Source organism: Stenotrophomonas sp. YJH_SMC_81 (assembly GCF_059370875.1).
In genome coordinates this window covers 26,466-49,796 of record NZ_JCAFUB010000002.1, presented here as the reverse complement: position 1 = coordinate 49,796, position 23,331 = coordinate 26,466, and the positions used below count along the sequence as shown (strand labels likewise).

23 protein-coding genes and 1 tRNA gene are annotated in these 23,331 nt (G+C 66.1%); 8 read left to right on the top strand and 16 right to left on the bottom strand.

All coding sequences use genetic code 11. The features are described 5' to 3' along the window. The first annotated feature begins 104 nt into the window (after positions 1-104). Positions 105-767: an exopolysaccharide biosynthesis protein gene (locus AC5P8U_RS03765; protein WP_151354622.1), complete on the top strand. Its 663-nt coding sequence runs from the start codon at positions 105-107 to the stop codon at positions 765-767. 89 nt (positions 768-856) lie between these two features. On the opposite strand, the gene AC5P8U_RS03760 is transcribed toward AC5P8U_RS03765, so the two are convergent. The 3 genes from AC5P8U_RS03760 to AC5P8U_RS03750 all read right to left on the bottom strand — a co-directional run bounded on the left by AC5P8U_RS03760 (position 857) and on the right by AC5P8U_RS03750 (position 3,119). Further along, positions 857-2,167 carry a PQQ-dependent sugar dehydrogenase gene (locus AC5P8U_RS03760; protein WP_151354623.1) on the bottom strand — a complete coding sequence of 437 codons (1,311 nt, stop codon included), beginning with the start codon at positions 2,165-2,167 and terminating at the stop codon, positions 857-859. After that, positions 2,160-2,600 (bottom strand): DUF2231 domain-containing protein, encoded by a 441-nt coding sequence (locus AC5P8U_RS03755; protein ID WP_041863928.1) that lies wholly within the window; start codon positions 2,598-2,600, stop codon positions 2,160-2,162. The genes AC5P8U_RS03760 and AC5P8U_RS03755 overlap by 8 nt, the downstream gene beginning before the upstream one ends. A 108-nt stretch (positions 2,601-2,708) precedes the next feature. Next, positions 2,709-3,119, bottom strand: a complete 411-nt coding sequence (locus AC5P8U_RS03750) for a hypothetical protein (RefSeq protein WP_227836799.1) — start codon at positions 3,117-3,119, stop codon at positions 2,709-2,711. A gap of 251 nt (positions 3,120-3,370) precedes the next feature. Between AC5P8U_RS03750 and AC5P8U_RS03745 the strand changes: the two genes are divergently transcribed. Continuing rightward, positions 3,371-5,137, top strand: a complete 1,767-nt coding sequence (locus AC5P8U_RS03745; RefSeq protein WP_353080605.1) for a S8 family serine peptidase — start codon at positions 3,371-3,373, stop codon at positions 5,135-5,137. After that, a complete protein-coding gene (locus tag AC5P8U_RS03740) occupies positions 5,137-5,715 on the top strand; it encodes a DNA breaking-rejoining protein (protein ID WP_088497382.1) in 579 nt (192 codons plus the stop codon). Before AC5P8U_RS03745 ends, AC5P8U_RS03740 begins: the two co-directional genes overlap by 1 nt. Before the next feature lie 233 nt (positions 5,716-5,948). On the opposite strand, the gene AC5P8U_RS03735 is transcribed toward AC5P8U_RS03740, so the two are convergent. The 3 genes from AC5P8U_RS03735 to AC5P8U_RS03725 all read right to left on the bottom strand — a co-directional run bounded on the left by AC5P8U_RS03735 (position 5,949) and on the right by AC5P8U_RS03725 (position 10,270). Continuing rightward, positions 5,949-7,250 carry an aminotransferase class V-fold PLP-dependent enzyme gene (locus AC5P8U_RS03735; protein WP_188240541.1) on the bottom strand — a complete coding sequence of 434 codons (1,302 nt, stop codon included), beginning with the start codon at positions 7,248-7,250 and terminating at the stop codon, positions 5,949-5,951. Beyond that, a complete protein-coding gene (locus tag AC5P8U_RS03730) occupies positions 7,250-9,652 on the bottom strand; it encodes a TonB-dependent receptor plug domain-containing protein (protein ID WP_447897025.1) in 2,403 nt (800 codons plus the stop codon). The genes AC5P8U_RS03735 and AC5P8U_RS03730 overlap by 1 nt, the downstream gene beginning before the upstream one ends. Before the next feature lie 216 nt (positions 9,653-9,868). Then, positions 9,869-10,270: a hypothetical protein gene (locus AC5P8U_RS03725; RefSeq protein ID WP_014648738.1), complete on the bottom strand. Its 402-nt coding sequence runs from the start codon at positions 10,268-10,270 to the stop codon at positions 9,869-9,871. Positions 10,271-10,456: 186 nt separating this feature from the next. Here AC5P8U_RS03725 and AC5P8U_RS03720 point away from each other — a divergent pair, with 186 nt between their 5' ends. Genes AC5P8U_RS03720 through AC5P8U_RS03710 form a run of 3 tightly spaced genes read left to right on the top strand, consistent with a single transcriptional unit; the run spans position 10,457 to position 13,103 of the window. Continuing rightward, positions 10,457-11,284, top strand: coding sequence for an AraC family transcriptional regulator (locus AC5P8U_RS03720; protein WP_072167982.1), 828 nt, complete (start codon positions 10,457-10,459; stop codon positions 11,282-11,284). Positions 11,285-11,297: 13 nt separating this feature from the next. Continuing rightward, positions 11,298-12,377 carry an alpha/beta hydrolase family protein gene (locus AC5P8U_RS03715; RefSeq protein ID WP_188240539.1) on the top strand — a complete coding sequence of 360 codons (1,080 nt, stop codon included), beginning with the start codon at positions 11,298-11,300 and terminating at the stop codon, positions 12,375-12,377. A gap of 54 nt (positions 12,378-12,431) precedes the next feature. Further along, on the top strand, positions 12,432-13,103 hold the full coding sequence (locus AC5P8U_RS03710) for a VOC family protein (RefSeq protein WP_072167984.1): 672 nt from the start codon (positions 12,432-12,434) through the stop codon (positions 13,101-13,103). A gap of 1 nt (position 13,104) precedes the next feature. On the opposite strand, the gene AC5P8U_RS03705 is transcribed toward AC5P8U_RS03710, so the two are convergent. The 4 genes from AC5P8U_RS03705 to AC5P8U_RS03690 all read right to left on the bottom strand — a co-directional run bounded on the left by AC5P8U_RS03705 (position 13,105) and on the right by AC5P8U_RS03690 (position 17,653). Further along, on the bottom strand, positions 13,105-14,517 hold the full coding sequence (locus AC5P8U_RS03705; RefSeq protein ID WP_447897027.1) for a TPM domain-containing protein: 1,413 nt from the start codon (positions 14,515-14,517) through the stop codon (positions 13,105-13,107). Between the two features lie 139 nt (positions 14,518-14,656). Continuing rightward, complete coding sequence (locus tag AC5P8U_RS03700; RefSeq protein WP_447897028.1) at positions 14,657-16,381, bottom strand: peptidoglycan-binding protein; 1,725 nt, start codon at positions 16,379-16,381, stop codon at positions 14,657-14,659. Positions 16,382-16,503: 122 nt separating this feature from the next. Then, positions 16,504-17,076: a hypothetical protein gene (locus AC5P8U_RS03695; RefSeq protein WP_227836791.1), complete on the bottom strand. Its 573-nt coding sequence runs from the start codon at positions 17,074-17,076 to the stop codon at positions 16,504-16,506. A 52-nt stretch (positions 17,077-17,128) separates the two neighbouring features. After that, positions 17,129-17,653: a hypothetical protein gene (locus AC5P8U_RS03690; RefSeq protein ID WP_072167986.1), complete on the bottom strand. Its 525-nt coding sequence runs from the start codon at positions 17,651-17,653 to the stop codon at positions 17,129-17,131. Between the two features lie 205 nt (positions 17,654-17,858). Here AC5P8U_RS03690 and AC5P8U_RS03685 point away from each other — a divergent pair, with 205 nt between their 5' ends. Beyond that, complete coding sequence (locus AC5P8U_RS03685) at positions 17,859-18,485, top strand: YiiX/YebB-like N1pC/P60 family cysteine hydrolase (protein ID WP_065186583.1); 627 nt, start codon at positions 17,859-17,861, stop codon at positions 18,483-18,485. Between the two features lie 54 nt (positions 18,486-18,539). Here the strand turns inward: AC5P8U_RS03685 and AC5P8U_RS03680 are convergent, their stop codons facing one another. The 3 genes from AC5P8U_RS03680 to ubiA form a co-directional block, all read right to left on the bottom strand. Continuing rightward, positions 18,540-18,704 carry a hypothetical protein gene (locus tag AC5P8U_RS03680; protein WP_005414774.1) on the bottom strand — a complete coding sequence of 55 codons (165 nt, stop codon included), beginning with the start codon at positions 18,702-18,704 and terminating at the stop codon, positions 18,540-18,542. Between the two features lie 272 nt (positions 18,705-18,976). After that, positions 18,977-20,401 carry a short-chain fatty acid transporter gene (locus tag AC5P8U_RS03675; RefSeq protein ID WP_495213919.1) on the bottom strand — a complete coding sequence of 475 codons (1,425 nt, stop codon included), beginning with the start codon at positions 20,399-20,401 and terminating at the stop codon, positions 18,977-18,979. A gap of 167 nt (positions 20,402-20,568) precedes the next feature. Continuing rightward, the gene (gene ubiA / locus AC5P8U_RS03670) at positions 20,569-21,462 is read right to left on the bottom strand and encodes a 4-hydroxybenzoate octaprenyltransferase (protein ID WP_005411493.1); all 894 of its coding nucleotides are present in this window, start codon (positions 21,460-21,462) and stop codon (positions 20,569-20,571) included. A gap of 149 nt (positions 21,463-21,611) precedes the next feature. Here ubiA and AC5P8U_RS03665 point away from each other — a divergent pair. Continuing rightward, a tRNA-Arg gene (locus AC5P8U_RS03665) sits at positions 21,612-21,688 on the top strand. A gap of 39 nt (positions 21,689-21,727) precedes the next feature. Here the strand turns inward: AC5P8U_RS03665 and AC5P8U_RS03660 are convergent. The 3 genes from AC5P8U_RS03660 to AC5P8U_RS03650 form a co-directional block, all read right to left on the bottom strand. Continuing rightward, positions 21,728-22,177: a Rossmann-fold NAD(P)-binding domain-containing protein gene (locus AC5P8U_RS03660; RefSeq protein ID WP_188238981.1), complete on the bottom strand. Its 450-nt coding sequence runs from the start codon at positions 22,175-22,177 to the stop codon at positions 21,728-21,730. After that, on the bottom strand, positions 22,174-22,608 hold the full coding sequence (locus tag AC5P8U_RS03655) for a hypothetical protein (protein ID WP_438914890.1): 435 nt from the start codon (positions 22,606-22,608) through the stop codon (positions 22,174-22,176). The genes AC5P8U_RS03660 and AC5P8U_RS03655 overlap by 4 nt, the downstream gene beginning before the upstream one ends. Before the next feature lie 302 nt (positions 22,609-22,910). Beyond that, on the bottom strand, positions 22,911-23,330 hold the full coding sequence (locus tag AC5P8U_RS03650) for a DUF4279 domain-containing protein (protein ID WP_134955282.1): 420 nt from the start codon (positions 23,328-23,330) through the stop codon (positions 22,911-22,913). Position 23,331: the final 1 nt, after the last annotated feature.

Sequence of the window (23,331 nt, the reverse complement as noted above, 5' to 3'; positions counted from 1 at the left end):
GGTTCACCTCTTTGCCCACGTTGGCCGGGATACTGCGGGAGCCTGTGCGTCCCCCACCGCAGGACGGCCCGTTGACCGCCCTTCCCTGGAGAACCTTGCGACGCATGACCTACCGTGCCCCCGAAACCAATGACAGCGCGCCCCTGGCCCAGCAGATCGAACAGATGATCGACGAGCTGCCCGGCGACCAGGTGAGCGTCGGCACCCTGCTCAGCGCGCTGGGCGATGAGGGCCTGCTGCTGATCGTGATCCTGCTCTCGGCCATCTTCATCATTCCGGTGTCGATTCCCGGGCTGAGTACGGTGTTTGGCGCCTCGATCCTGCTGATCGGCCTGAGCCGGGTGCGCAACCGCCCGCTGTGGGTGCCACAGAAGCTGGCCCGCCGCGAGATCGCCACCGACAAGCTGAAGGCCAACCTCAGCCGTGCGCTGAAATGGGTGCACCGCATGGAGCGGCTGTCGCGGCCGATGCGGCTTGCGGTGATGGTGCGCTCGAAGAAGATGATGCGCCTGAACAACCTGATGCTGGTGTTCGCGACCTTGCTGCTGATGGCGCCGGCCGGACCGATTCCCTTCAGCAACACGCTGCCGGCGCTGGCGCTGATGTCGTTTGCGATTGGCTTCATCCAGCGCGATGGTGCGGCGGTGGCGGCCGGTTACGGCTTCGTGGTGGCCACGGTGGTGTATTTCGGCGTGCTGCTGGGCGGCGTGGGATTTGCTGCGGAATCGGTGTTCAGCGGGTTCCGCAGCAGTACCGCGGAACTGTAGAGCCGAGCCCACGCTCGGCTTCTCTTCAACCTGTACGCGGAAACCCCGCGCTGCGCACGTAAGCCGAGCATGGGCTCGGCTCTACAGAATTACTTGGCCGACACCCGCCACACCACGTCGCCCACGTCGTCGGCCACCAGCAATGCGCCTTCGGCATCCATCGCCATGCCCACCGGTGCGCCCATCAGGGTCTTCTCGTCCTTCGATGCAAAGCCGCTGACCACGGTCTGCGGCCGCCCGGTCGGCTTGCCGTCCTTGAACGAGACGTAGACCACTTCATAGCCGCTCAATGGCGAGCGGTCCCAGCTGCCGTGCTCGCCGATGAAGGCACCGCCGTGGTACTGCGGCGGCAGCGACTGGCCGGTGTAGAACAGCAGGCCCAGCGGTGCCACGTGCGAGCCGATGGCGTAGTCCGGCACGATTGCCTTGGCCACCAGGTCCGGCCGCTGCGGCTGCACGCGTTCGTCCACGTGCTGGCCGTAGTAGCTGTAGGGCCAGCCGTAGAAGCCATCTTCCTTCACCGAGGTGAGGTAGTCCGGCACCAGGTCGGCACCGATCTCATCGCGCTCGTTTGCCACGGCCCACAGCTGGCCAGTGCTCGGCTCCCAGTCCAGCCCGGTCGGATTGCGGATGCCCGAGGCGTAGATGCGGCTGCCGCGGGTGGCCACATCCACTTCCAGCACCACCGCACGGCGGTATTCGACGGCCAGGCCGTTCTCGGTGATGTTGCTGTTGGAGCCCACGCCCACATACAGCTTGCGGCCATCACGGCTGGCCAGCAGTTCCTTGGTCCAGTGGTGGTTGATGGTGCTAGGCAGGTCGGTGAACTCGCGGCCCTTGTCGGACATGCGGGTTTCGCCGGGCACGTAGTGGTACTGCATGATGTTGCCGGTGTTGGCCACGTACAGCGTGTCGCCGATCAGCTGGATGCCGAACGGCGAATGCAGGCCCTCGATGTAGACATGCTGGGTCCAGGTGTTCGTTCCCGGCGAGCGGCGCAGCAGGGTGACCCGGTTGCCGCCCTTGCCGGCCTTGCCCGAGCGCGCCTTCACCTTGCCGGCGATCCACTGCTTGGGCGTGGTGACCGGTTCTTCGCCGGGGCCGTTGCCCTCCACCACCAGTACATCGCCATTGGGCAGGGTCAGCAGCCGCCGCGGATGCTGCAGGTTGGCGGCGATGCGTTCGATCTTCAGGCCCTCGGCCACCGTGGGGGTCTGTCCATCAGCCCAGCCGACGCCCTTGGGCACCTGCATCGGCGGCATCAGGAAGTTGGCCGGCTTGGGCAGCGGCGGCTGCGGGCCCGACTGGTCGGCGGGATGGTATTCAGCCTTGCCGGCGCAGGCCGACAGCATCACGGCCAGCGCCAGGGCGCCCATGGTGGGCAGGATGTGCTTAGCCATGACGACCTCCCTGCAGCACCGGCGGCTGCAGTGACAGCAGGATCAGGCCCAGGGCAATCAGGGCCACGGTCAGCGCCGACAAGATCGTGCCCGGCACCGCAACGGCGTACGCATCGCGGCTGTGCACGAAGGCGTTCCAGATGGCCAGCACCACCGCGACCAGGTTGAGGAAGAAGTCGATGCGGTCGATGCGGGTGGCCGTGCCGTTGCGGCGCCAGACCGCGAACAGGTTGATCAGGCGCGGCACGATGGCGATCAGCAGGCCGAAGGTGATCAGCCAGGCGGCTGCCTTGCCCCACATCACCTCGGCGCTGTTGAGGTAGATCGCGTCGAAGATCAGTGCGCCGACGAAGAAACCGAAGGGTATCGGGTTCAACAGGCTGAACAGTGTGGTGCCGAGGCCGCGATGGGCCTGGGCGAGCGGATTGACCATCATCGTGCTCCGTGCGGAAGGGTGCACGGGCTGTAGTAGCACAGCGCGATGTGAGGGCGCGCGATGATGCCCCGGCGGGGCTTCCACACCCACCGGGCAGGCACCGCGCTACGCGGGCTCGTCCTCGCGCACCTCGTGGAAGGGCAGCATCGTCTCGAAGCCGAATTCGTGTTCCATGCTGGTGCGGACCAGGCCGCCGATGGCGTAGCGGCTGGTGTTGGCATGCACGTCTATGCCACCGGGCCGCCACTCGGTGCGCAGATGCAGCGTCTCTGCGCGTCGCATGACGATCCGTTCCTCCTGCAGCAGTGCGCGACGGTATTTCTTCATCAGCAGGCGCAGCGGTTTCACCGTGGTGATGCCGAATGCTGCCAGTTCGGGCAGCAACTCGGCGATATCGGCATCGTCGCCATAGTCGTGGCTGCGCGTATGCACGGACAGCACCACCTTGCGGATGACGGCAACCGAGAGCGGAGTCTGGTCCGCGCGTGCACGGGCACGCTGGCGTGCCTTCTTCATGTGTGACTTCACCTGCATGCGATTACCCAGGTTTCCCGTACCTCGAAGCAAGCACGCGATGATGGCGTGAAGGCATTCGAGTGCCCCGTCATAACTTGACGTACTAAGCGTTTGTGACGCAATTGGCACATTCGCACATTGCGGGTGTGAAGAGGTAGGGGGTTGTTCGTTGTGTCGCGTTTGGCTCGTTGCGATGGGGCAGTTCCGCCCCGCCGTCCTGCCATGCCGATTCACAACAGAAGGATTCGTGTATGAAGCGACACACGCAACGCTCCGCGCCACCGCGCTCTGCGCGCCTGGCCCTCGCCACTGCCCTGGTACTGGGCAGCCTGGCCGTCACCGCCCAGGCCCAACAGGCCGATCCACTGGCGGGGATACAGTGGCACCTGCTCAACACCGGGCAGACGGTCCCGGCTGACACACTGCCGGTGGCAGGCAACGACCTGAACGTGGATGGCCTGTTCCGCAATGGCATCCGTGGCCAGGGCGTCACCATCGCCATCGTCGACGACGGCCTGCAGATCGCGCATCCGGACCTGGCGGCCAACGTGGCCGCTGTAGCCGGCAAGAACTTCACCAATGGCTCGAACAACCCCACCCCGACCAATCCCGATGTCGACAACCACGGCACCATGGTCGGTGGCATCGCCGGTGCGGTGGGCGCCAACAACCTGGGCGTGCGCGGTGTAGCCCCGGCGGCGACGTTGAAGGGCTTCAACCCGATTTCGCGCTCGGCCCTGGGCAACCAGCAGAGCAACATCGAGTACGCCTGGTGGGACGGCACGGAATCGGCCGACGTGCAGGTGTTCAACAACAGCTGGGGCGCCGGCCCGGGCAATCCGAACCTGCCGCTGGCGTACAGCGAAAACACGATTCGTTCGTATGAGCAGGCACTGTCGGGGACGCGCGGTGGCCGCGGCGGCATCTACGTGAAGTCGGCCGGCAACAACTTCAACAATGCCTCGATCAGCCAGACCCAGGATGTCTGCACCACCGACACCAAGAACCGCAACACCGGCTGCGTGCCCGCCGGCCGTGATCCGCGCAACAACCTGTTCAACGTGATCACGGTAGGCGCGGTGCGCGCCGATGGCGTGCGCTCGTCTTACTCCTCCACCGGCTCGGCCTTGTGGGTGTCGGCCTTTGGTGGTGAGTACGGCCTGCAGGCACAGTTTGCGCCCGGCCTGGTGGCGCGCGCGTACGACCCGGCCATCGTCACCACCGACGTGACCGGGTGCGCGCAGGGCAGCAACAAGAACACCAACCGCCAGAACACCCTGGACAGCAATCTGTCGGCCATCGACAGCACCTGCAACTACACCGCCAAGATGAACGGCACCTCGGCGTCGGCGCCGATGGTGTCGGGCGTGGCGGCACTGGTGCTGGAGGCCAATCCGAACCTGTCCTATCGCGATGTGAAGTACATCCTGGCCACCACCGCCACCCGCAACCACCCGAACCAGCCGGCGGTGACGCTGGCCGACGGGCGCACGCTGGTGCCGGGCTGGACGGTGAATGCTGCCGGCCGTGCCTACAGCAACTGGTATGGCTTCGGCGTGGTCAACGCTGCGCGTGCAGTGCAGGTGGCCGAGAACTTCCAGTCGCTGGGCCCGCTGGTCGACAGCGGCTGGCGCAACACGACGCGTACCGTGGCCATCGGCAACACCTCGGCTGCCGCCGCACGCCTGACCTTCCAGTTGGCCAACGGCGCGCGCAGCATCGAAAGCGTGCAGCTGGGCTTCCGGGTCAACCACCGCAACACGCGCCAGCTGCAGTTCGTGCTTGTGTCGCCCAGCGGCACCCGCAGCGTGGTGCAACCGGCGTTCACCGCGATCGGTTCGGGCACGGGTGGCGCGCAGAGCAATTTCACCAGCTGGGACCTCCTGTCCAGCAATGCCTTCCTGGATGAGAATGCCAGCGGCACCTGGACGCTGGAAGTCACCGACATGGGGCAGGCCGCGACCGCAGCATCGCGCGGCAACCTCGAATTCTTCAAGATCCGCGTTCTGGGGCACTGATGATGAAGACCACCATTCTGTTGAGCACGCTCGCCTTCGCGGCGATGACCTCCCCTGCCTGGGCGCAGAGCTCGGGGCAGACCCCTCCAGCCAGGACCCTGTCGACCGTGGATGCGCAGGAACTGAAGGCCTCCGCTACCGGCCGCACGTTCGATGTGGGCGGCACGCGATTCCAGCTGTCCCCCTCGGCCACCGTGAAGCAGGCCAGCGGCGGCCAGTTCACGATCACCCCGCAGGCGGCGGCGACCACCAGTTCGCGCACCAAGCGTTCGCTGGATGGCGCAACGGCGGCACCTGCCGATGCCGGCGCCGGCAAGTTCGCCGCAGCGGTCTCCCGTGACGGCGCGCCGGTAGTGGCGACGTCGCGGGTCAAGGTGTTCTTCACCGATGCAGCCTCGGCCCAGCGCGCGGCTACGGCCACCGGTGGCACCGTGGTGAAGGTGTCGAAGGCTTCGGGCCAGGCCATCGTGGAGTACCCGTCGGTAAACGCTGCGCTGGATGCGACCACCAGGCTGCTGTCCACCGCCGGTATCCGCGCCACCGAGCCGGACGTGGTGCAGTGGGAAGAGACCAAGTAAGGCGTTGAGTGGTGCCCCTGGCCGGTTGGCTCTCCTGGCCGGCCGGGGGATTGGTGTGCGTTGCGACTGTAGAGCTCAGACGATGTTCGGCACTACAGTTCTGCATCAACGGAAGGATTGACCGGTTGCTGTCGAACGCGCTGCCGGCGATCGAGCGGTAACCGCTGCCCGGCGGACGATTCCCCGGTGCGGTTGGAATGTGCCAACCAAGGTTGGCACCTACCAAAGCAGGGTCAGACCAGGGCCGCGAGAGCCTGCACCAGCGCATCCATCTGCGCCGGCCGGGTGAACACCGACGGTGTCACCCGCACGCAGGCGCCCGACTCCAGGCCATCGCGATGGGTGGTGAAGATCCGATGCTCATCCAGCAAGCGCTTCTGCAGTGCCTGATTCTGTTCTACCGAGGTGTGGCCGCGCAGGCGGAAGCTGGCCAATGCGCTGGCCAGCGCCGGATCAGGCGACGACAGCACTTCGATATGCGCCATCTGCCGCGCAGGCACGGTCCAGCGCTCGCGCAGGTAGCGCAGGCGCGCCTGCTTGTTGGCCGCGCCGATGCGCTGGTGCAGCGCGATCGCTTCCGGCAGCGCCAGGTAAGCGGCGAAGTTGACCGTACCGGTGTGCACACGGCTGCCCACGCGGCCATCGTCGGTCTCGCCCATGTACGGCTCCAGGTCCGCAACGCGGCCCTTGCGCACATACATCGCGCCGACGCCGACCGGTGCACCGATCCACTTGTGCAGGTTGATGCCAACGAAGTCGGCCTTGAGCTGCGGCACCGCGTAGTCGATCTGGCCAAACCCGTGTGCTGCATCAACGATCACGTCGATGCCGCGTGCGCGCGCACGTTCGGCGATTTCGGCCACCGGCAGCACCAGTCCATGGCGATGGCTGACCTGGGTCAGCAGCATCAGTTTCAGGCGTGGCAGCCGCGCGAACGCGGCCTCGTAGGCCTGCAGGATCTGCGCATGGTCGGGCACGGCCGGCAGCGCGATGCGCTCGACCTGCACGCCGCGGCGCTGCTGCAGCCAGCGCATCGCGCCGATCATGCTGTCGTAGTCGATGTCGGCGTACAGCACCTGGTCGCCAGGCTGCAGGCGGTTGTAGCCGCCGATCAGCGCCAGCATCGCCTCGGTGGCACCGCGGGTGAGTGCGATCTCGTCGGCGCCCACGCCCAGCAGTTCGGCCACCTGCCGCTGCGCCGCCATGTACTGCGCCGGGAACTCACGGCGGCCATACCAGGCATTGCCTCGGTTCACTTCCGCGGTGTGGCGCTGGTAGCTGGCCAGCGTCTCGCGGCCCATCGCGCCCCAGTAGCCGTTCTCCAGATGGTTCACTTCGTCGGTGACATCGAAGTGGCTGGCCACGGCGGCCCAGTAGTTTTCATCGCGGGCCAGCACGTCCGGCGCCGCGGTCGTTGCGGGAATCTGCATGGACGCAGCGTAACGCGTGGCAGCCATGGCCGGCAGTGAAGAAAGTGCGGCTGCGGCCGGCAGCAAGGTGCCGGCACGCAACAGGGAGCGGCGGACCGGGTCCATCAGAAGCTCAGCCGGTACTGTGCGTACAGGTTGGCACCGTCGGTGTCGTACGGCGCGTTGCGCGAGTAGACCAGGCCGCGACTGGCCTGGAAGGTGGCTTCGTCCGGATAGCGGTCGAACACGTTGTCGGCGCCCACGCGCAGGCTGTGATGTTCGTTGATGCGATAGCCGACGGCCAGGTCGAGGAAGCTCCTCGCACCGAAGCGCTGGTAGATATCGCCCACCGCATTGCCGCTGGAGTCGGTCCAGGCACCGTAGTAGCGCATGCGCGCCATCAACGACCAGGCACCGATGTCCCAGCTGCCGGTCAGGCTGCCCTTGTGCTCGGGCAGGCGATCCTCGAACAGCACGCGCTGGGTCTCGTTGGTGGCCACCGAGGTGCTGCCGTTGTCCACGCGGGTGCGGTTGTAGTTGTAGGCCAGGGTCAGCGTCATGCGGCCCGCGCCGAGGTCGCGCAGGTAGTTGCCGACCACGTCCACGCCGGTGGTGGTGGTGTCGAAGTCGTTGGTGAAGTAGTTCACCGAGGTATAGCCCAGCGGATTGGGCGTACCGGCCGGAATGGCGAAACTGGCCGACTGGCTGAAGCGGTCGGTGAGCTTGATCTGGTAGACATCCACCGAGCCGGACAGGCCCAGGTCGGTGCGCCAGGTCAGGCCCAGCGATGCGGTACGCGATTCTTCCGGCTTCAACGGCCTGGCACCGAGCAGCTGCGCCAGCGGATCGTTCGGCGACAGGCGGCCACTGGTGAAGATCTGCAGCGTGCGCGTATCCAACCCCTGGGTGGTGCTGGTGGTGTTGAGCTGCGCCGGCGTCGGTGCACGGAAGCCGCTGGACACGGTGCCGCGCAGGGCGACGTCCGGGGTGATCGCGAAGCGCGCCGACAGTTTGCCGTCCAGTGTGCTGCCGAAGCTGGAGAAGTCCTCGTAGCGGCTGGCTGCACCGATGCTCCAGCGCTCGCCCAGCGGCACTTCCATGTCCACGTAGGCGGCCTTGCTGCGCTGGCTCCACTGCCCGGCCTGGCTGGCCGAGAAGCCCGGCGCGCCATTGGAGTTGGCCTCCAGGCCCGCGGCCGCGCCCGGACCCACCGCGTACGAGGCCGGATCACCGGCGCGCACCTGGTAGGTTTCCTGGCGGAACTCGCCACCGAAGGCGACGTTGATCGGCTTGGACAGCGCAGCCACGTCCCATTCGTAGTTGAAGTCGGCGTTGGCGTTCTTTTCGGTCTGGGTCAGGCGGCCAAGATCGAACGCGGTCGGGCTGGCCGGGCCGAGCGAAGCGTTGATGGAGTTCTTCAGGCTGTAGTCGATGGCGTTGCGGCCATACGACGCGCTGACATCCCAGCGCAGCTTCGGCGTGATCTCGCCACGCAGGCCGCCGACCAGCTGCAGGTCGTTCTGCGTGTTGCCGTACTGCGGGCTGAAGCCCACCGGATAGATCGAACGCAGGTTCCAGCCCGGGAAGATCGCCGTGGTGCGGTAGGCGCCGGTGGTGGTGTCCGGGTTGCGCCAGTTGAAATCGCTGACGCCATCGCTGTGGCTGTACAGGCCGAACGCATACAGCTCCAGCGTGTCGTTGGCATGGGCCTTCACGTTGAAGCCGACGCGGCGGCTTTCCAGTTCCGGCTGGCCCCAGCGCTGTACCGGATTGGGCACGTCCAGCTCCGGATGTGCAGCCTGGAAGGCGATCGCATCCGGGCGCTGGCGCGTGCGCGAGGTGGCGTCGGAGTTGGACGATTCGGCGAACAGCACCAGGCTGCCATAGTCGCCCAGCGACCAGCCGGTGCGCGCACTGAAATCGCGCGAGGCACCGTCGCCCTGCGCGTACTGCGAATAGCCGGCGGTGATCTCGGTGCCGGGCCCCTCTTCGAGGATGATGTTGATGACACCGGCGATGGCATCCGAGCCGTACTGCGCCGACGCGCCATCACGCAGCACCTCGATGCGCTTGATCGCGCTGGTGGGAATCTGTGCCAGATCAGCAGCCTGCGCACCGCGGTTGCCGAGCAGCGCGCTGCGATGGAAGCGGCGACCGTTGACCAGCACCAGGGTCTGGTCCGGCGACAGGCCACGCAGCGTCGCCGGGCGCACGAACACCTGGCCGTCCGCCATCGGCAGGCGCTGCACCACGAACGATGGCACCAGCTGCGCCAGCACGTCCTTCAGGTCGGTGGATTCAACGGACCTGATGTCTTCCTTGGTGAACACGTCCACCGGCGCCAGCGTTTCGAACTGGGTGCGGTTGGACGCGCGGGTACCGGTGACCAGCATCGCATCGAGCTGGGTGGGCACGGCGCGGCTGCCGCCGGCGGCATCGACCGCATCGGCCTCCGCTGCAATCGCGCCTCCTGCGCTGGCCATGCAAAGGGCAAGGAGGATGGAACGCGAAAGCTTCGAACGATGCACGGCAGGGCTCCGGGAGGGCGCGACAGGGCCAGCACCTGTGCGCACACAACAGGCCTGGACAAGGCGCGCAGTCTCGGCGCGATGTGTGAAGGAGGCATGACGTCAGTACGACAGCTTGATGCGCCAACCAAGGTTGGCCCCTGCCAGGACTCATCCGTAGATCCACGCCATGCATGGGTGGCAATGCAGACCCACGCCCCACCCCGCACACAGCGGCTAGCCGTTGGCGTCGTCGCCAAAGCCGAATCGGGCCGGCCGTGCCGTTCGCAGCGGAACGAACATCATGGCGGCGAACACCACCAAGGCGGGGGTGGACATGATCCAGATGCCCCTGTTGCGAATCCCGATCCCCATGAAGTCGACCTGCAGATCGCCGATCCATTGCAGCTGCGTCAGTATCATCACCAGCCCGCCGATAGTCGCGCACGGCAACCCACCGTGACCGGCCCCCAACAACGTCGGTGTCAGAAACCCACCCAGCAACGCGAAGCCGACACGGTACACCCAGGGGTTGCCGCGCCACCGTGGCGCGCCGAACAACATCAGCAGCATCAGCGCCAGGGTCAACAGACTGGGAAGTACCCAGAGGGCAAGCAGCATTTCGATCATCTCGATCATCGGCCGGGCTCCGCTGGCCTGGCATCCCCCGTCGTCGATCGCATCTCCCTGCCCCCCATCACGTCCATGAAGCACGCATTGTTGCCGGTACGCAGGCAGACGCAAAGCCCCGGCAGCGCAAGAACTGCTAAACGCCGCGCCTGCCGATCCGCTACTGTGCCGGCATTGGATGCGGGGAACGGCAGGATGAGCGCGGCAGGCAAGGCGTTGTGGTACATCGAAACCCATGCGGACCAGCCATTGGCGCTGGCCGACATCGCCGCTGCGGCCGGCCTGTCGCCGTTTCATCTGTCACGCCTGTTCCAGGCCCGCACCGGCACCTCGGTGGTGCGCTACCTTCGCGGGCGCCGCCTGACCGCTGCCGCGCAGCGGTTGGCCAACGGCGCGGGCGACATCCTGCAGGTGGCGCTGGGGGCCGGCTACACCACCCATGCTGCCTTCACCCGTGCCTTCAGCGAACAGTTCGGGCAGACACCGGAACGGGTACGCGAACAGGGCACCGATGGGCTGACGCTGGTGCAGGCGATCCGCCTGGACGAGGCCCCGTCAGCCTGCATTGAAGCCCCCCGGCTGCTCGATACGCCCGCGTTCCAGCTGGCAGGCGTCGGCATGCGGCATACCCGCGACAGCAGCGGCGCGATTCCGGGCCAATGGGCCCAGCTCAACCGCGAGTGGCCGACGCCGGCACCGGTCAGCTTCGGCGTGTGCTGCAACAGTGATGACGATGGTGGCTTCGACTACATTGCGGCACTACCGGCAAGCACGGTGCCGAGCGTGCCTGCGCACTGGCGACGCGTGGACATCCCGGCGCGCCGCTACCTGGTGGCTTGGCACGGCGGACACATCTCGGCCATCCGCTCGACCTGGTTCTGGTTGCTGGATCATTATCTCCCTGCGTCCAACCTGAGCCTTGCCGATGCGCCGGACCTGGAGCGCTACGACGCCCGGTTCGACGAGCACAGCGGCAACGGCGGCGTGGAGATCTGGCTGCCGGTGGAAGAACGTCACCACTGACAAGGAGTTGAAGATGCGCATGACCGCTGCTGTGCTGGGAGCGATGCTGATGGCGTTTACAATCACCGGCGCCGCCCGCGAAAGCGGCGTCGCCGGCGAGCGCCACGGCACGACGACGCTGGCCAGCGCCGCCGTGCGCGACGCAGGGCACCGCGACGCGCTGCGCTACACGGTCTGGTATCCGGCACAGGCCGGCAGCCGCGAAAGCGCGCTGACCATCGGTCCACCCGACGCGCCGCTGTTCCACGTCGGCCGGTCGGCCAAGGATGCGCCGGTCGCGGGAGATCGCCTGCCGACCCTGCTGCTCTCGCATGGCAACGGCGGCAGCGCGCGCATGATGGGTTGGCTGGGCACGGCGCTGGCGCGGGCCGGATATCTGGTGATTGCGGTGGATCATCCAGGCAACAACGGCGTTGACACCATGACCCTGCCCGGCAGCCTTCTGACCTGGTTGCGCGCCGATGACCTGCGTGCCGCACTGGCGGCCGTGCAAGCTGATCCGGTGCTGGGCCCGCATGTCGATCCTGAGCGCCTGGGGGTCGCCGGCTTCTCGGCCGGTGGCTACACCGCGCTGCTGGCAGCCGGTGCGCGACCGGACCTGCAGCGATTGCGGGACTTCTGTACCGCACATCCGGATGACGGCGTCTGCCGGCCCCAACAGGAGGCGGCAACGCACACGATGGAGGCGCGCGTTGCCGCTGCGGCGTCGCCCGAGCTATCGCCATGGATGTCCCACGCCAACGACGCACGCGCCATTCCCGGCGTGCGCGCGGTGTTCCTGCTGGCGCCGGCAATCGTGCAGGCCTTTGCGCCCGAGCAGCTCTCCTCGCTGAAACAGCCGGTGTCGATCGTGCTGGGCCAAGCGGACACGGTCGCGCCACCACAGACCAATGGCGAGGCTGCGCGTGCGGCGATTGCGGGCGCTGCACTGCAGGTGCTGCCCGGTGTCGGCCATTACGATTTCCTCGCCGCATGCACCCCGACCGGACAACAGCGGCTGCAGGACCTGTGCAGCACATCGGTGCCGAAGGCGCAGACCCACGCGCAGGCAGTGGACGCCGCAATACGATTCTTCAACCAGTCACTGCGCTAGTGGCCGCCGGGCAGTCCCCAGCGCTACAGTGAGCGCGTCCATGGAGAATCGGTCATGCGCCTGCTTCACCTCACCCTGCCGGTGTCCGACGTCGCCACCGTCGCCGCGTATTTCCACGATGTGCTGCAGCAGCGCGTGGTCGGCAACCATGTGCACATCGGCTGGAGCACGATCGAACTGCAGGCGGCGGGTGATCACCCCGTCGGTGGCGTGCACCTGGCCTTCAACGTACCGGACAACCGCTTCGGCGAGGCGATGGCCTGGTTGCGCGAACGTACCCCGCTGCAACGTAATCCTGAGGGCCTGGATTACTTCGCGCTGGAGAGCAGCTGGCAGTCGCAGTCGGTGTACTTCACCGGCCCGGACGGCCTGATCCTTGAACTGATCGGCCGCCGTCGCTTGCCGGCCAGCGCGCGCGAAGGCGTGTTCCATGGCAGCGAGCTGACCTGCCTGAGCGAGGTTGGCCTGCCCAGCCACGATGTCGATGCGGTGCGCGAACAGTCCAGCCAGCGCTTCGGCCTGCAGCCGATCAGCCCGCCGTCGCCGCAGTTCGCGCCGATGGGCGACGACGAGGGCCTGCTGATCATCGTCGCCGCCGACCGTCGTTGGTTCCCCGAGCAGAAGGACCTGCCCAATGCGCAGGGCGTGCAGCTGCAGGTGGGTGATGTGAGCGGCAGCGGCGAACTGCGCGATGCCGCGCTGGGCTGGCGGGTGTGGGCGGCCTGAGCTACCAGCTGCCCGAAGCGCCGCCGCCGCCGCTGCGGCCACCGCCACCGGACCAGCCGCCGGAACTGCTTGAGGACGAACTCGACGACGAGGTGCTGGACGAGGAACGGTAGCCTTGGGACGACCTTCGTCCGCTGCGTGCTTTTTCGCCGGGCAGCAGGGTGAACACCCAGATGAAGTACAGGAACAGCGAGCCTACGCTGGACACGATCGTCGCCAACACGCGTGCGTTCTCATCGTTGGCCCGGTCGATGGCCAGCAGCGCGCCCAGCGCATAGCCGCCGGTCAACAGCACCAGCACCACCAGGCGCACGGCGAAGCTGTTGCGGTTCTTCCGCCAGCGCGCGCGGCCGGCCTGCACCAGGAAGAACACCAGCATGGCGGCAATGGCGACCGCCAGGTTCAGCAACGTGTGCAGGGCAAGGCTGGGCGGCAACTGACCACGGACCAGCATCACCACAAAGAATCCGATACTGACGGCCAACATGCCGCACAGCACGATGCGCACACCACGGCTGCGACGCCAGCACCACCCCAGCAGCGCCGCCACCGGTACGGCCGGTAACAGCACGAAGAACAGCGCAGGCAGCACATGCCGCGGCAGCAGCAGCGTCGCCGAAACCAACCCAGCGGCCATCACCGCCGTTACCAGCAACGGCCTGACCCAGGCAGGCAATGTCGGCCGTTTCGGCCTGGGCATTGCCGCATTGGCTGCCAGTGCCTTGCGCCGCCGCTCACGGCGCTTACCGCTGAACTCGGCCTCGGTCCTGGTGGCCAGCAGGCGTGGCGGTGATCGCCACAGACCGGCCAGGAACCCCACCAGCAACGTCAGGGCAACGACCGAATCCCCTGTGCGCCAATCCGCTGGCAACAGGTTGCGTGCGGATGAATCCTCCTGGGCCGGCAGCGGCTCGCCATCGATCAGCGCCACCAGCACCTTGCTGCCATCCAGCATGCCCTGGTCCAGGTCTCCTTCGCGCAGGCGCGGCACGATCGCTTTGTCGATGATGCGCGCGGCATAGGCATCGGGAATGGTGCCTTCCAGGCCATAGCCGGTCTGGATGCGTACGCGCCTGTCCTGCACCGCCACCAGCAGCAACACCCCGTCATCGACACCGGCGCGGCCCAGCTGCCACTGGTCGAAGACACGCTGTGCAAAGGCTTCGATGCCGTCATCGCCAACACTGGGCACCACCAGCACCTGCAGTTGCGCGCCTTTGCGTGCCTGCAGCTGCAATGCCTGCTCGCGCAGCGTTGCGCGGGTGCTGGCGGACAGCGCGTTGGCGGTGTCCACCACCGGGTCGTCCAGTGCCGGAATCGGGACCGCCGCCAGCACTGGCAGTGGCAACAGCCAGAGCAGCAGTGCCAGCCCTCCCCACTGCCATGCGTTGCGCCACCGCAGCACACGGCTCATGTGGACGCCGTGCCTTGCAATGGCGGTGCTGTGCATCATGCGAAACGGCATCCGTGTATGTCCTTGCCCCATGAACGGAAAAGCCGGCCGGATTACTCCGGCCGGCCTCCTTTACCACACACTTCTTCACACGCAGTGGTCAACGGCCCATGGCCACCCGCTGCTGCTCGTCCTGCACGTGTTGCTGCGAAGGCTCGTGCTTGGCCAGCATTGCAGCGCTGGTCTCCTGCAGGCTCGGTGCCGTCTGGGTCATGTCCACCGCAGTACGGAAGCCGGGAACGGTGCCCACGACGAAGGCCTTGCCATCCTGCACGGTGACGCCCTGCAGCTTTTCCGGCGAATCGATGCCGGCGGCCTTGGCCTGGGCGGTCACATGCGCGCTCATCTCGTTGCAGATCATGCCCGGCATGTGGCCGCGGATCGCATTGTGCAGCGGCGTATCCGGATGCGCCTTGTCGCCCAGTTGCGGCCCCTTCGGCGCCGCCTCGGCATGGCTGCGGCCTTCGGCCAGCTTGCCCAGCGTCGCCGGACCCGCCACGCCATCGGCGGAGAGCCCGTGCTGCTTCTGGTAGGCGATCAGTGCGTCCCTGGTATTGGCACCGAACTTGCCGTCCTCGCTCAGCGGGTTGCCTTGGCCGTCGCGCACGCCCAGGCGGTTGAGTTCCTTCTGCAGCGCAGTCACTTCCTCGCCCTTGGCCCCCTGGCGCAGCACACCGTTGTGGTCGGCGTCATGCGAATGGCCACCCTTGCCGGTTTCCTTCAGCTTGCCGTGGTCCCAGAAGTCCTGCGGGCTGATCAGCTTGCCGTGCGGATCCTTCAACTGGTAATGCACGTGCTGGGCATACTGACCCGCACCGCCCGGGCCACGGCCGCCCATGGTACCGATCGGCTCACCCGCCTTGATCGGCTGGCCTTCCTTCACCTGGGTCGACTGCAGGTGCAGGATCTCGTGCGAGTTGTCCTGTGCATCCCTGATCTTCACCGTACCATAGTCGCCACCGACGAACGTCACCGTTCCGGAGATCGGCGCGTTGACGGTCGGGTGCTGCAGATTACGGCCGTGCTGGCCGCCGACATAGTTGAAGTCGGTGCCACCGTGCGGCTTGTGCGCGCGGTGTTCGCCGAACTCACCGGTAATGTGCGGCTTGACCCCGTTTTGCGGGGGCAGCATCACCTGCATCGTCTGCTCGAAGGTGCGGGTCTGGCCTTCGGCATGCACCGCTGCCGGCTTGGCCTGCGCGTGCGTGGCCGCAGCTACGGCGGGGGCCGCGTGGCTGCCCTGGGACTGGCCGTGGGTCAGTCCCAGGCGCTGCTCCACGAACCGCTCGTACTTGTCCACGTACGGCATCACTTTCTTTTCAGACAGGGCGAGGCCGCCGTAATCACGGGTCGGGCCGTCGTGATGGTACTTGTAGATGTACTCCTCACCCTGGCCGCGCTTGTGCGCCAGCGTGCGGTTATCGATGTAATGGTCAACCAGTGCGTCGGACTGTGCGCCGACGTCGAAGCGGTTGCGGTTGTTGAGGTGGTAGTGGTTGCCGGTCTTGTCGATGAACTGGCCCAGGCCCGAGGCCGAGGTGGTGCCAGCGGCGGCATCGGGGTTGAAACCCGATTCAACGCGGGCGATGGCCAGTACGTGCGCGGTTTCGCGCGGGGTCAGGCCCTTCTCGCGCGCCGACTCGATGATCGTGTCGATCACCCGTGACTGTACTTCCGGGGTCGCATCGCCCCACCGGCGGGAGTTGCCATGCAGGCGGCCGTCGCTCTGGTCGATCGGCTCGCGGTAGTGGCTCCACGATTTGATGCGGTCACTGCTGTAGGCCGCCCCGCGGGGCTGGACCATGTCCTGGTAGATGTCTGCCATTTCTGTGCTATCCATTCTATGAAAAAGGGAATTTCCTTAAGGGGTACTGCTCCTGGTACTTCTGGTACTGCGGTACTGCAGTGCTGCGTTCACAGCGCGCGTGCGACGTCCTGCCGCTGCGCTCAGTCTTCGATGTAGTTCACCTCCGGGTGCTTGATGCCGAGCGAGTCGATCAACTTCTCGTACTCGTCGTTGTTGGGCTCCTGCTCTTCGCCTTCCGCGCCGCGCAGCGGCGGTGTGCTGTGGGTCAACTGGCGGCCACTGGCGTCGTACAGGTAGTACCACTCGCAGAAGCTGCAGCCGAACGGCAGTTCACCGTACTGCACGACGAAGTACGGCGTACCGCTGCGGTCCTGCACGCAGGCCAGGCCAACGGCGGTATAGCCGTCCATCTCCTTGGGCGCAGCAATGGCCTGGCGTGCGCCGTCCTTTTCAATTTCCAGCGTGGTCAGCCGGGAAGCGTCCGTGTCTTGGGTGGGCTGGGCCGCCAGGTGCAGGCGGGTGCCTTGGCAATCGATATGCATGCCGGTCTCGTCGCGCGTAAGAGAGGTGGAATGGTCCGCAACGGCAGCCGCAGGTGCGGCCGGCGTCGCTGCCGGGTCAGTGGAAGCAGGGGCCGCCGGTGCAGCCGCCTCAGGGCCGCTGCAGGCAGCAAGCATCAGGGCCAGTACGGGGGCAACGGGAGACAGACGCATGCGGGGCTCCTTGGGTGAATCACACGACCGCCCGCAGGCGGTTGCTCAGGGGTCAGATCGATTCGTCCTCACGCTTGACCAGTTGCCAGCACGGCTTCTGGGCAAAGGTGTAGATCTGCTGGTCGCTGGTATCGGGAGTGCGCATCTGCACCTGTACCTGGCCATCGGGCAGGCGGGTGACCTGCATCTCGCGGCCCTGGCGCTGCAGCGTGGCCGGGTCCGGCATCACCGGCCATTCGACCTTGGCAAGCGGCACCTTCTCCTCCACCTTGCGTGGCTCCGGCTCGGCTTCGCTGTCGATGTGGCTGTCCAGCAGCGGATCGGCAGTGGACGTTTCCTGCAGCGCGATCTCGTTGCCGAAATGCTTGAGGAAGTCGTCGAAGACCGGATGGGGGCAACTGGCAGACGCGTCTGCCGGGACTGCGGCAACCGGCGTGGCCGGCGCCGTGGCGGCGGCTGTGCTGGTCGGAGCCGGTACGGCGGCGTCAGCGGGGGCTGCCTGGGGCGCAGGCTTGCAGCCGGACAGCGCAAGCCCCAGGGCAAGCGCAAGCAGGGCAACGGGGCGGAGCTGGTTCACGGGATCCTCCTGATTCCGGGCGGTCGCGCGCGGTTCCGGCGCGGTAGGGAGGCAAGGATAGCCATGCCTCGGTCAATTCAGTTTCAACATCCGCTGTCAGGAATATCCCGACATGCTGAATTGAGACTAATATCACACTAATACTGAAATCAACGTCATCGCAGCAGCCGTTAGACTACGCCGCACACGCTTCGACCCTGGCCCCATGCGCGCATTCCTGCTTGCCCTCTCCCTGCTGCTGCCAACGCTGTGGCCTGGTGGTGCGGCCGCGCTGGAGGTCCGGGAAGGCGATCTGCTGTTCGTCACCGCCGGCCATGCCGGCCTGAGCGCGGCCATCGACGATGCCACCGGCAAGCAGGGCGCACCCAGCTTCGATCACGTGGCCCTGGTCGCTGCGGCGCCAGACGGCTGGGAGGTACTGCATGCGGATGAGAAAGGCTCGCGCCGGCAGACGCTGGATCAGTTCCGCGAGGACGCCCGAGGCAAGCAGCGGCAGGTCGTGGTCTATCGGCTGCGCGCATCGCAGCAGGCTGCCATCAAGGATGCGATCGCGACCGCACGCATGATGCTGGGTAAGCCCTACAACACGTCGTATGTGTTGAATGAGGACAGCTACTACTGTTCGGATTTCATCGAACGTGCGTTCCGTGCGCACCATGTGTTCGCACTGCAGCCGATGAACTTCCGCAACCCGAAGACCGGGCAGATCGCACGGCACTGGGTCGATCTCTACCGCGCCATGGGCATGGAGGTGCCGCAGGATCAGCCGGGCACCAACCCGAACGACATGTCAGCAGCGCCGGTGCTGCAACGCATTGGCGTGCTGGAATAAGCGAAGCCCCGCACGGGGCGGGGCTTCGCGCATCACAGGAAGTGGGTACCGAAGTCACTCCTCCTCGTCCTGCCCACCCTGTTGCTGGTTGCGCTGGTTGCGCTGCTGCTGTTCCTGCTGCTGTTGCTGCTGCTGGTCGCGGCCACGCCCCTGCTGCTGATCCTGCTGGTTCTGCTGGCCCTGCTGCTTCTGGTTCGGGTTCTGGTTCTGCTGTGCCATGTCCGATCTCCAAAGCCACACGCGGAATGCGGTGGACGGGGTCATCGTCTGCAGCGAAGAGTTAATCGCGCGTTGGTGGGCGGCTACATTGGTGTGTACGCGCGTGAATGAACGGGCAAAGCCCCTTGCGGCACAAGCCGATGAAGGATTCATATGGGTTCGGCATGTGCTCATGCCGTCAGCCCGACTGCGCGCATTCATGGCGTGCTCTGCTGGAAACACGCGCTGAACGGAGCTGGCGTCCTGCTCGCGCACGGACGCCAGCCCTGCACTCACGGCATCACCGGCGGCACATACGCCAGGGTCATGCCCAGCAGCCACAACAGGCCCAGCACCAGCGGGATGTGCACCAGCAACTGGATGAAGGTGAAGCCCACGATGTCGCGTGCCTTCAGCCCCAGCACGCCCAGCAATGGCAGCATCCAGAACGGGTTGATCAGGTTCGGCAGCGCTTCGGCCGCGTTGTAGACCTGCACTGCCCAGCCCAGGTGCGCCTTCAGCTCGTTGGCGGCCTGCATCACGTACGGCGCCTCGATGATCCACTTGCCGCCACCGGACGGCACGAAGAAGCCCAGCACCGCCGAGTAGATGCCCATCACCAGCGCGAAGCTATCGGTGCTGGCCACGTGCACGAACAGGCTCGACAGCCGGTGCGCCAGGGTCTGCCCGTCACCACCGGCGGCGTGGGTGAGGATCATCGCGATACCGCCGTACAGCGGGAACTGGATCAGCACGCCGGTGGTGCTCGGCACCGCCTTGGCCACCGCGTTGAGGAAGCTGCGCGGGCGCCAGTGCAGCAGCAGGCCCAGCGAAATGAAAAGGAAGTTGTAGGTGTTGAGGTTGGCGATGGCAGTGACCACCGGCTTGTTGGCGAACTCGTTGAACAGCCAGCCGAACGCCAGCAGCGAGAGCAGCACGGTCAGCAGCGGGCTGTATTCCAGCCATTCGCCCGGGCGCGTGCGTCGCTGCAGCGGTTCCGGCTCGGCCTGCGCAGCGCCGGGAAATTCCTCGGCGGTACGCGCACTGCCGGCTGCAGGCGCGGTCAGCCAGGCGATCAGCAGCGAGACAAGGATCAGCACTGCGGTCAGGGCGATCGACTGCCACAGGAAGATGGTTTCGGTGAACGGCAATACGCCGGTGATCTCCACCAGGCCCGGCGGCATGCTGGCCGGGTTGGCCTGCAACTGTGCGGCCGACGAGCTCAGCCCCATCGCCCACACTGCGCCCAGGCCGAGATAGGCCGACGCACCGGCGGCGCGGTAGTCCATGCGCAGTTCGGTGCGACGGGCCAGCGCGCGGACCAGCAGGCCACCGAACACCAGCGAGAAGCCCCAGCTGAGCAGCGAGGCAAGCATGCTGACCAGGCCCACGTATACCACCGCACCGCGGCCGGTGCGCGGCACCCGGGCCAGGAAGTCGATGAAGCGTGCGACCACCGGCGCGGTCGCCACGGCGTAGCCACCGATGACCACGAAGGCCATCTGTATGGTGAAGGGGATCAGGCTCCAGAAGCCGTCACCAAAGGCGCTGGCGGTGGCCTGAGGGGTCGAACCGAAGCCCATCGCGGCCAGCGCGACAATGACCACGCCCAGCACCGCGAACACATACGCATCGGGGAACCACTTTTCCGCCCAGGCGGCCGAGCGCAGCGCTGCGCGCGCCATCCAGCCGTCCTGTACTGCTGCCGTCGAGGCCATCGCCTACCCTCCCAGGTTCGATGGACCGATTCTGGGCGGTGGGGTGTGGGCTGTCAGCCACCTATTGGTCGTAGTGGCGGAGAAGGGTAGTGCCGGCCGCTGGCCGGCAACCTCGGAATCACACACGGGTGCAGCCGGCCAGCGGCCGGCTCTACCCCACCGTAGGTTCAACGCAACGCCAGGTCCACGGCGATACCGGCAAACAGCGCGGCGCCGACCCAGTTGTTGTGCAGGAACGCCTTGAAACACGGGCCGCGCTCGCGGTTGCGGCAGATCCAGAATTCGTACACCACCAGCGCGGTGGCCACGGCCACGCCGGCCAGGTAGTAGCCACCCAGCCCGCCGCGCACGCCAACCAGCGCCATGGTGGCCAGGAACAGCGCGTACAGCACGCCCTGGATGACCAGATCGAGATCACCGAACAGGATCGCGGTGGAGTGCGAGCCCATCTTCAGGTCGTCCTCGCGGTCGACCATGGCATACCAGGTGTCGTAGGCGGTGGACCACAGGATGTTGCCGGCATACAGCAGCCAGCCCAGCATCGGCACCTCGCCCTGCACGGCGGCGAACGCCATCGGGATGCCCCAGCCGAACGACATGCCCAGGTAGACCTGCGGCAGATGGGTGTAGCGCTTCAGGTACGGATAGCTGGCGGCCAGGAACACGCCGATGAAGCTCAGGCCGATGGTCAGCCCGTTCAGGGTCAGCACCAGGCCGAACGCCACCAGCATCAGCACGGCGAACAACGCCAGCGCGGCACGGCCGCTGATCGCGCCGGTGGCCAGCGGCCGCGCCTTGGTGCGCTCCACATGCGGGTCGAGCCAGCGGTCAGCGTAGTCGTTGATGACGCAACCGGCCGAGCGGGTCAGCCACACGCCGGCGGTGAACACGAACAGCGTCCACAGCGGCGGCAGGCCACCGGCAGCCAGCCATAACGCCCACCACGTGGGCCACAGCAGCAGCAACGTGCCGATCGGGCGATCAGCGCGCATCAGACTCCAGTAATGCCGCCAACGCGGCGTCGCCGGCGACTGCGGCGAAGTGAGGGGGGTATCAGCCATGGCGATAGGATACTCCTGCCCTTCTGGCAGGGCTTTGCCGGTGGGGGGAGATTTGTTCGGCGAAACTGGATAGAATGCCCGTCCCGCACCGCTTCATGGCGGTGCGATGCCCGCCCCGGCACTGGCCGACGGCGCGGCGGTTCTACAACGCGCCCGTAGCTCAGCCGGATAGAGTAGTGGCTTCCGAAGCCATTGGTCGGGGGTTCGAATCCCTCCGGGCGCGCCATTTTTCCTTCGTTGCCTGGCCGGCGCGCCGCCAGAAATGTCAGGGAATGAACGTTGCCGAGCGATGCTCGCAACCGGCAGCGTCCTGTACCACGATGGAGTAATTCGCGCCCGCGCTGGATGCGCCGGGCAGGAACAGGCCATCACCATCGAACAGAACGCTCTGCTGTTCATCCTGCCCGATCGACAGCCCGATCGCTCCCGGTGTGATTTCCTCAAGGATCACGTTGTAAGGCCGCCAGGCATCCTCGCCTGTGCGCCTCATCTCTGCGCGAGCGGTCCTTGGGTTCAACCTGCGTCTCTCATCCACCCACAGCTGAAGCGGCTGATCAGCATTGTGGGTGACCTGGAAGCGCCCGTAGGTCAGTCCGTCGACGCTCTCGGTGCCGACGTAGGTGAAATGGGCCGGCGGACACTTCGTGGTGCGGCTCGGATGCGCCGCACAGGATGTCAGTGCAACCACGAGGCAAAAGGCGTTCAGGTGCTTCATGGCTTCGAGGCCTGACGTGGGTGGTTGTCGCGGCGGTGTTCGGCAGTGAGGGCAACCAGCACTACGCCCCAGAGCGGCGTGAGCAGCACGACGCTCATCACCGTCAGCGAAACCAGTACCTGCCAGAGCAGCGATCGGCTGAATCCGCTGAATCTATAGGCTTCCAGTACAAGCACCACGACCTGGGCCAGAAGGCCCGCGAGCAGCCCCAAGCCAGCCCCCTGGGCAAGCCGCCTGATCGTAAGGCGGCCCGCGGCGGGAACCCGTGCGCAGATTCCCAGCAACAAAAGGCTGACGGCATACAACCAGAAGAAAACCTGATGTGAGTCGAAGGCGTAAAGCGCCCTGCCCACAAAGTGCAGGAACAGCCAGAGTGCTCCACACGACACCGCGTAGGCCAGCCCGTACCGAAGAATCTGCCTGGCTTTCATCTTGTACCTCTCCGAGGGCGTGCAGCTCGATCGCGTTCTTTTGTGGAGGAGTGCGGGAGCTCATGCACCTTGCCTCCCGCTTGGCGCCCTACTCGCGCAAGGCATCGCGCAGCGCTCGAGAGTACCTGCCTGCCTCCAGCGTTCGCAGCTGGGCCAGTGGAATCCGATACCTCCTGAACAGTGCGGCCAGTTCCAAGACCTCCCCCTCCAGAACCGCATCTGGATCCAGGGGGAGATAGATGACATCCCCTCTGCCGACCACATTCCCGATGCAGCCGATTCGACCGCGCACCCGAGGCGCTCTACGTCTCGTCGCCCGAAGGCGGGTAAATTTCCACCGCCAAACCGAGGCCCAAAGTTGTGACTCTGGTGAGAACTGCACGATCCAGTTCAAATCCGCCAAGTCCGCCCACAAAGATGCTGATATAGAATTCTGCCCTCCCTCCCGTATCTGTGATGTGGCCAATGAACTCACGCTTGTTTATCAGAAAATCGCACCAACGGGAGATCTCCTCATCCAACTCGACATTCACCTTCCTCGCGAGAGGAATAGATAGATAGGTAAATTCATAGAGCTGCTGATCCTCACCCTGCCGAGCTGGTCTAGGCTCACCTGCACTGCGGGCAAAGCGGGACTCCAAACCAATTTCCTCCCTAATGGATTCAGCAGAAACAGAGGGATGGAAAAACCTAAGTGAAATATTCACCAAAAGACCACTCACG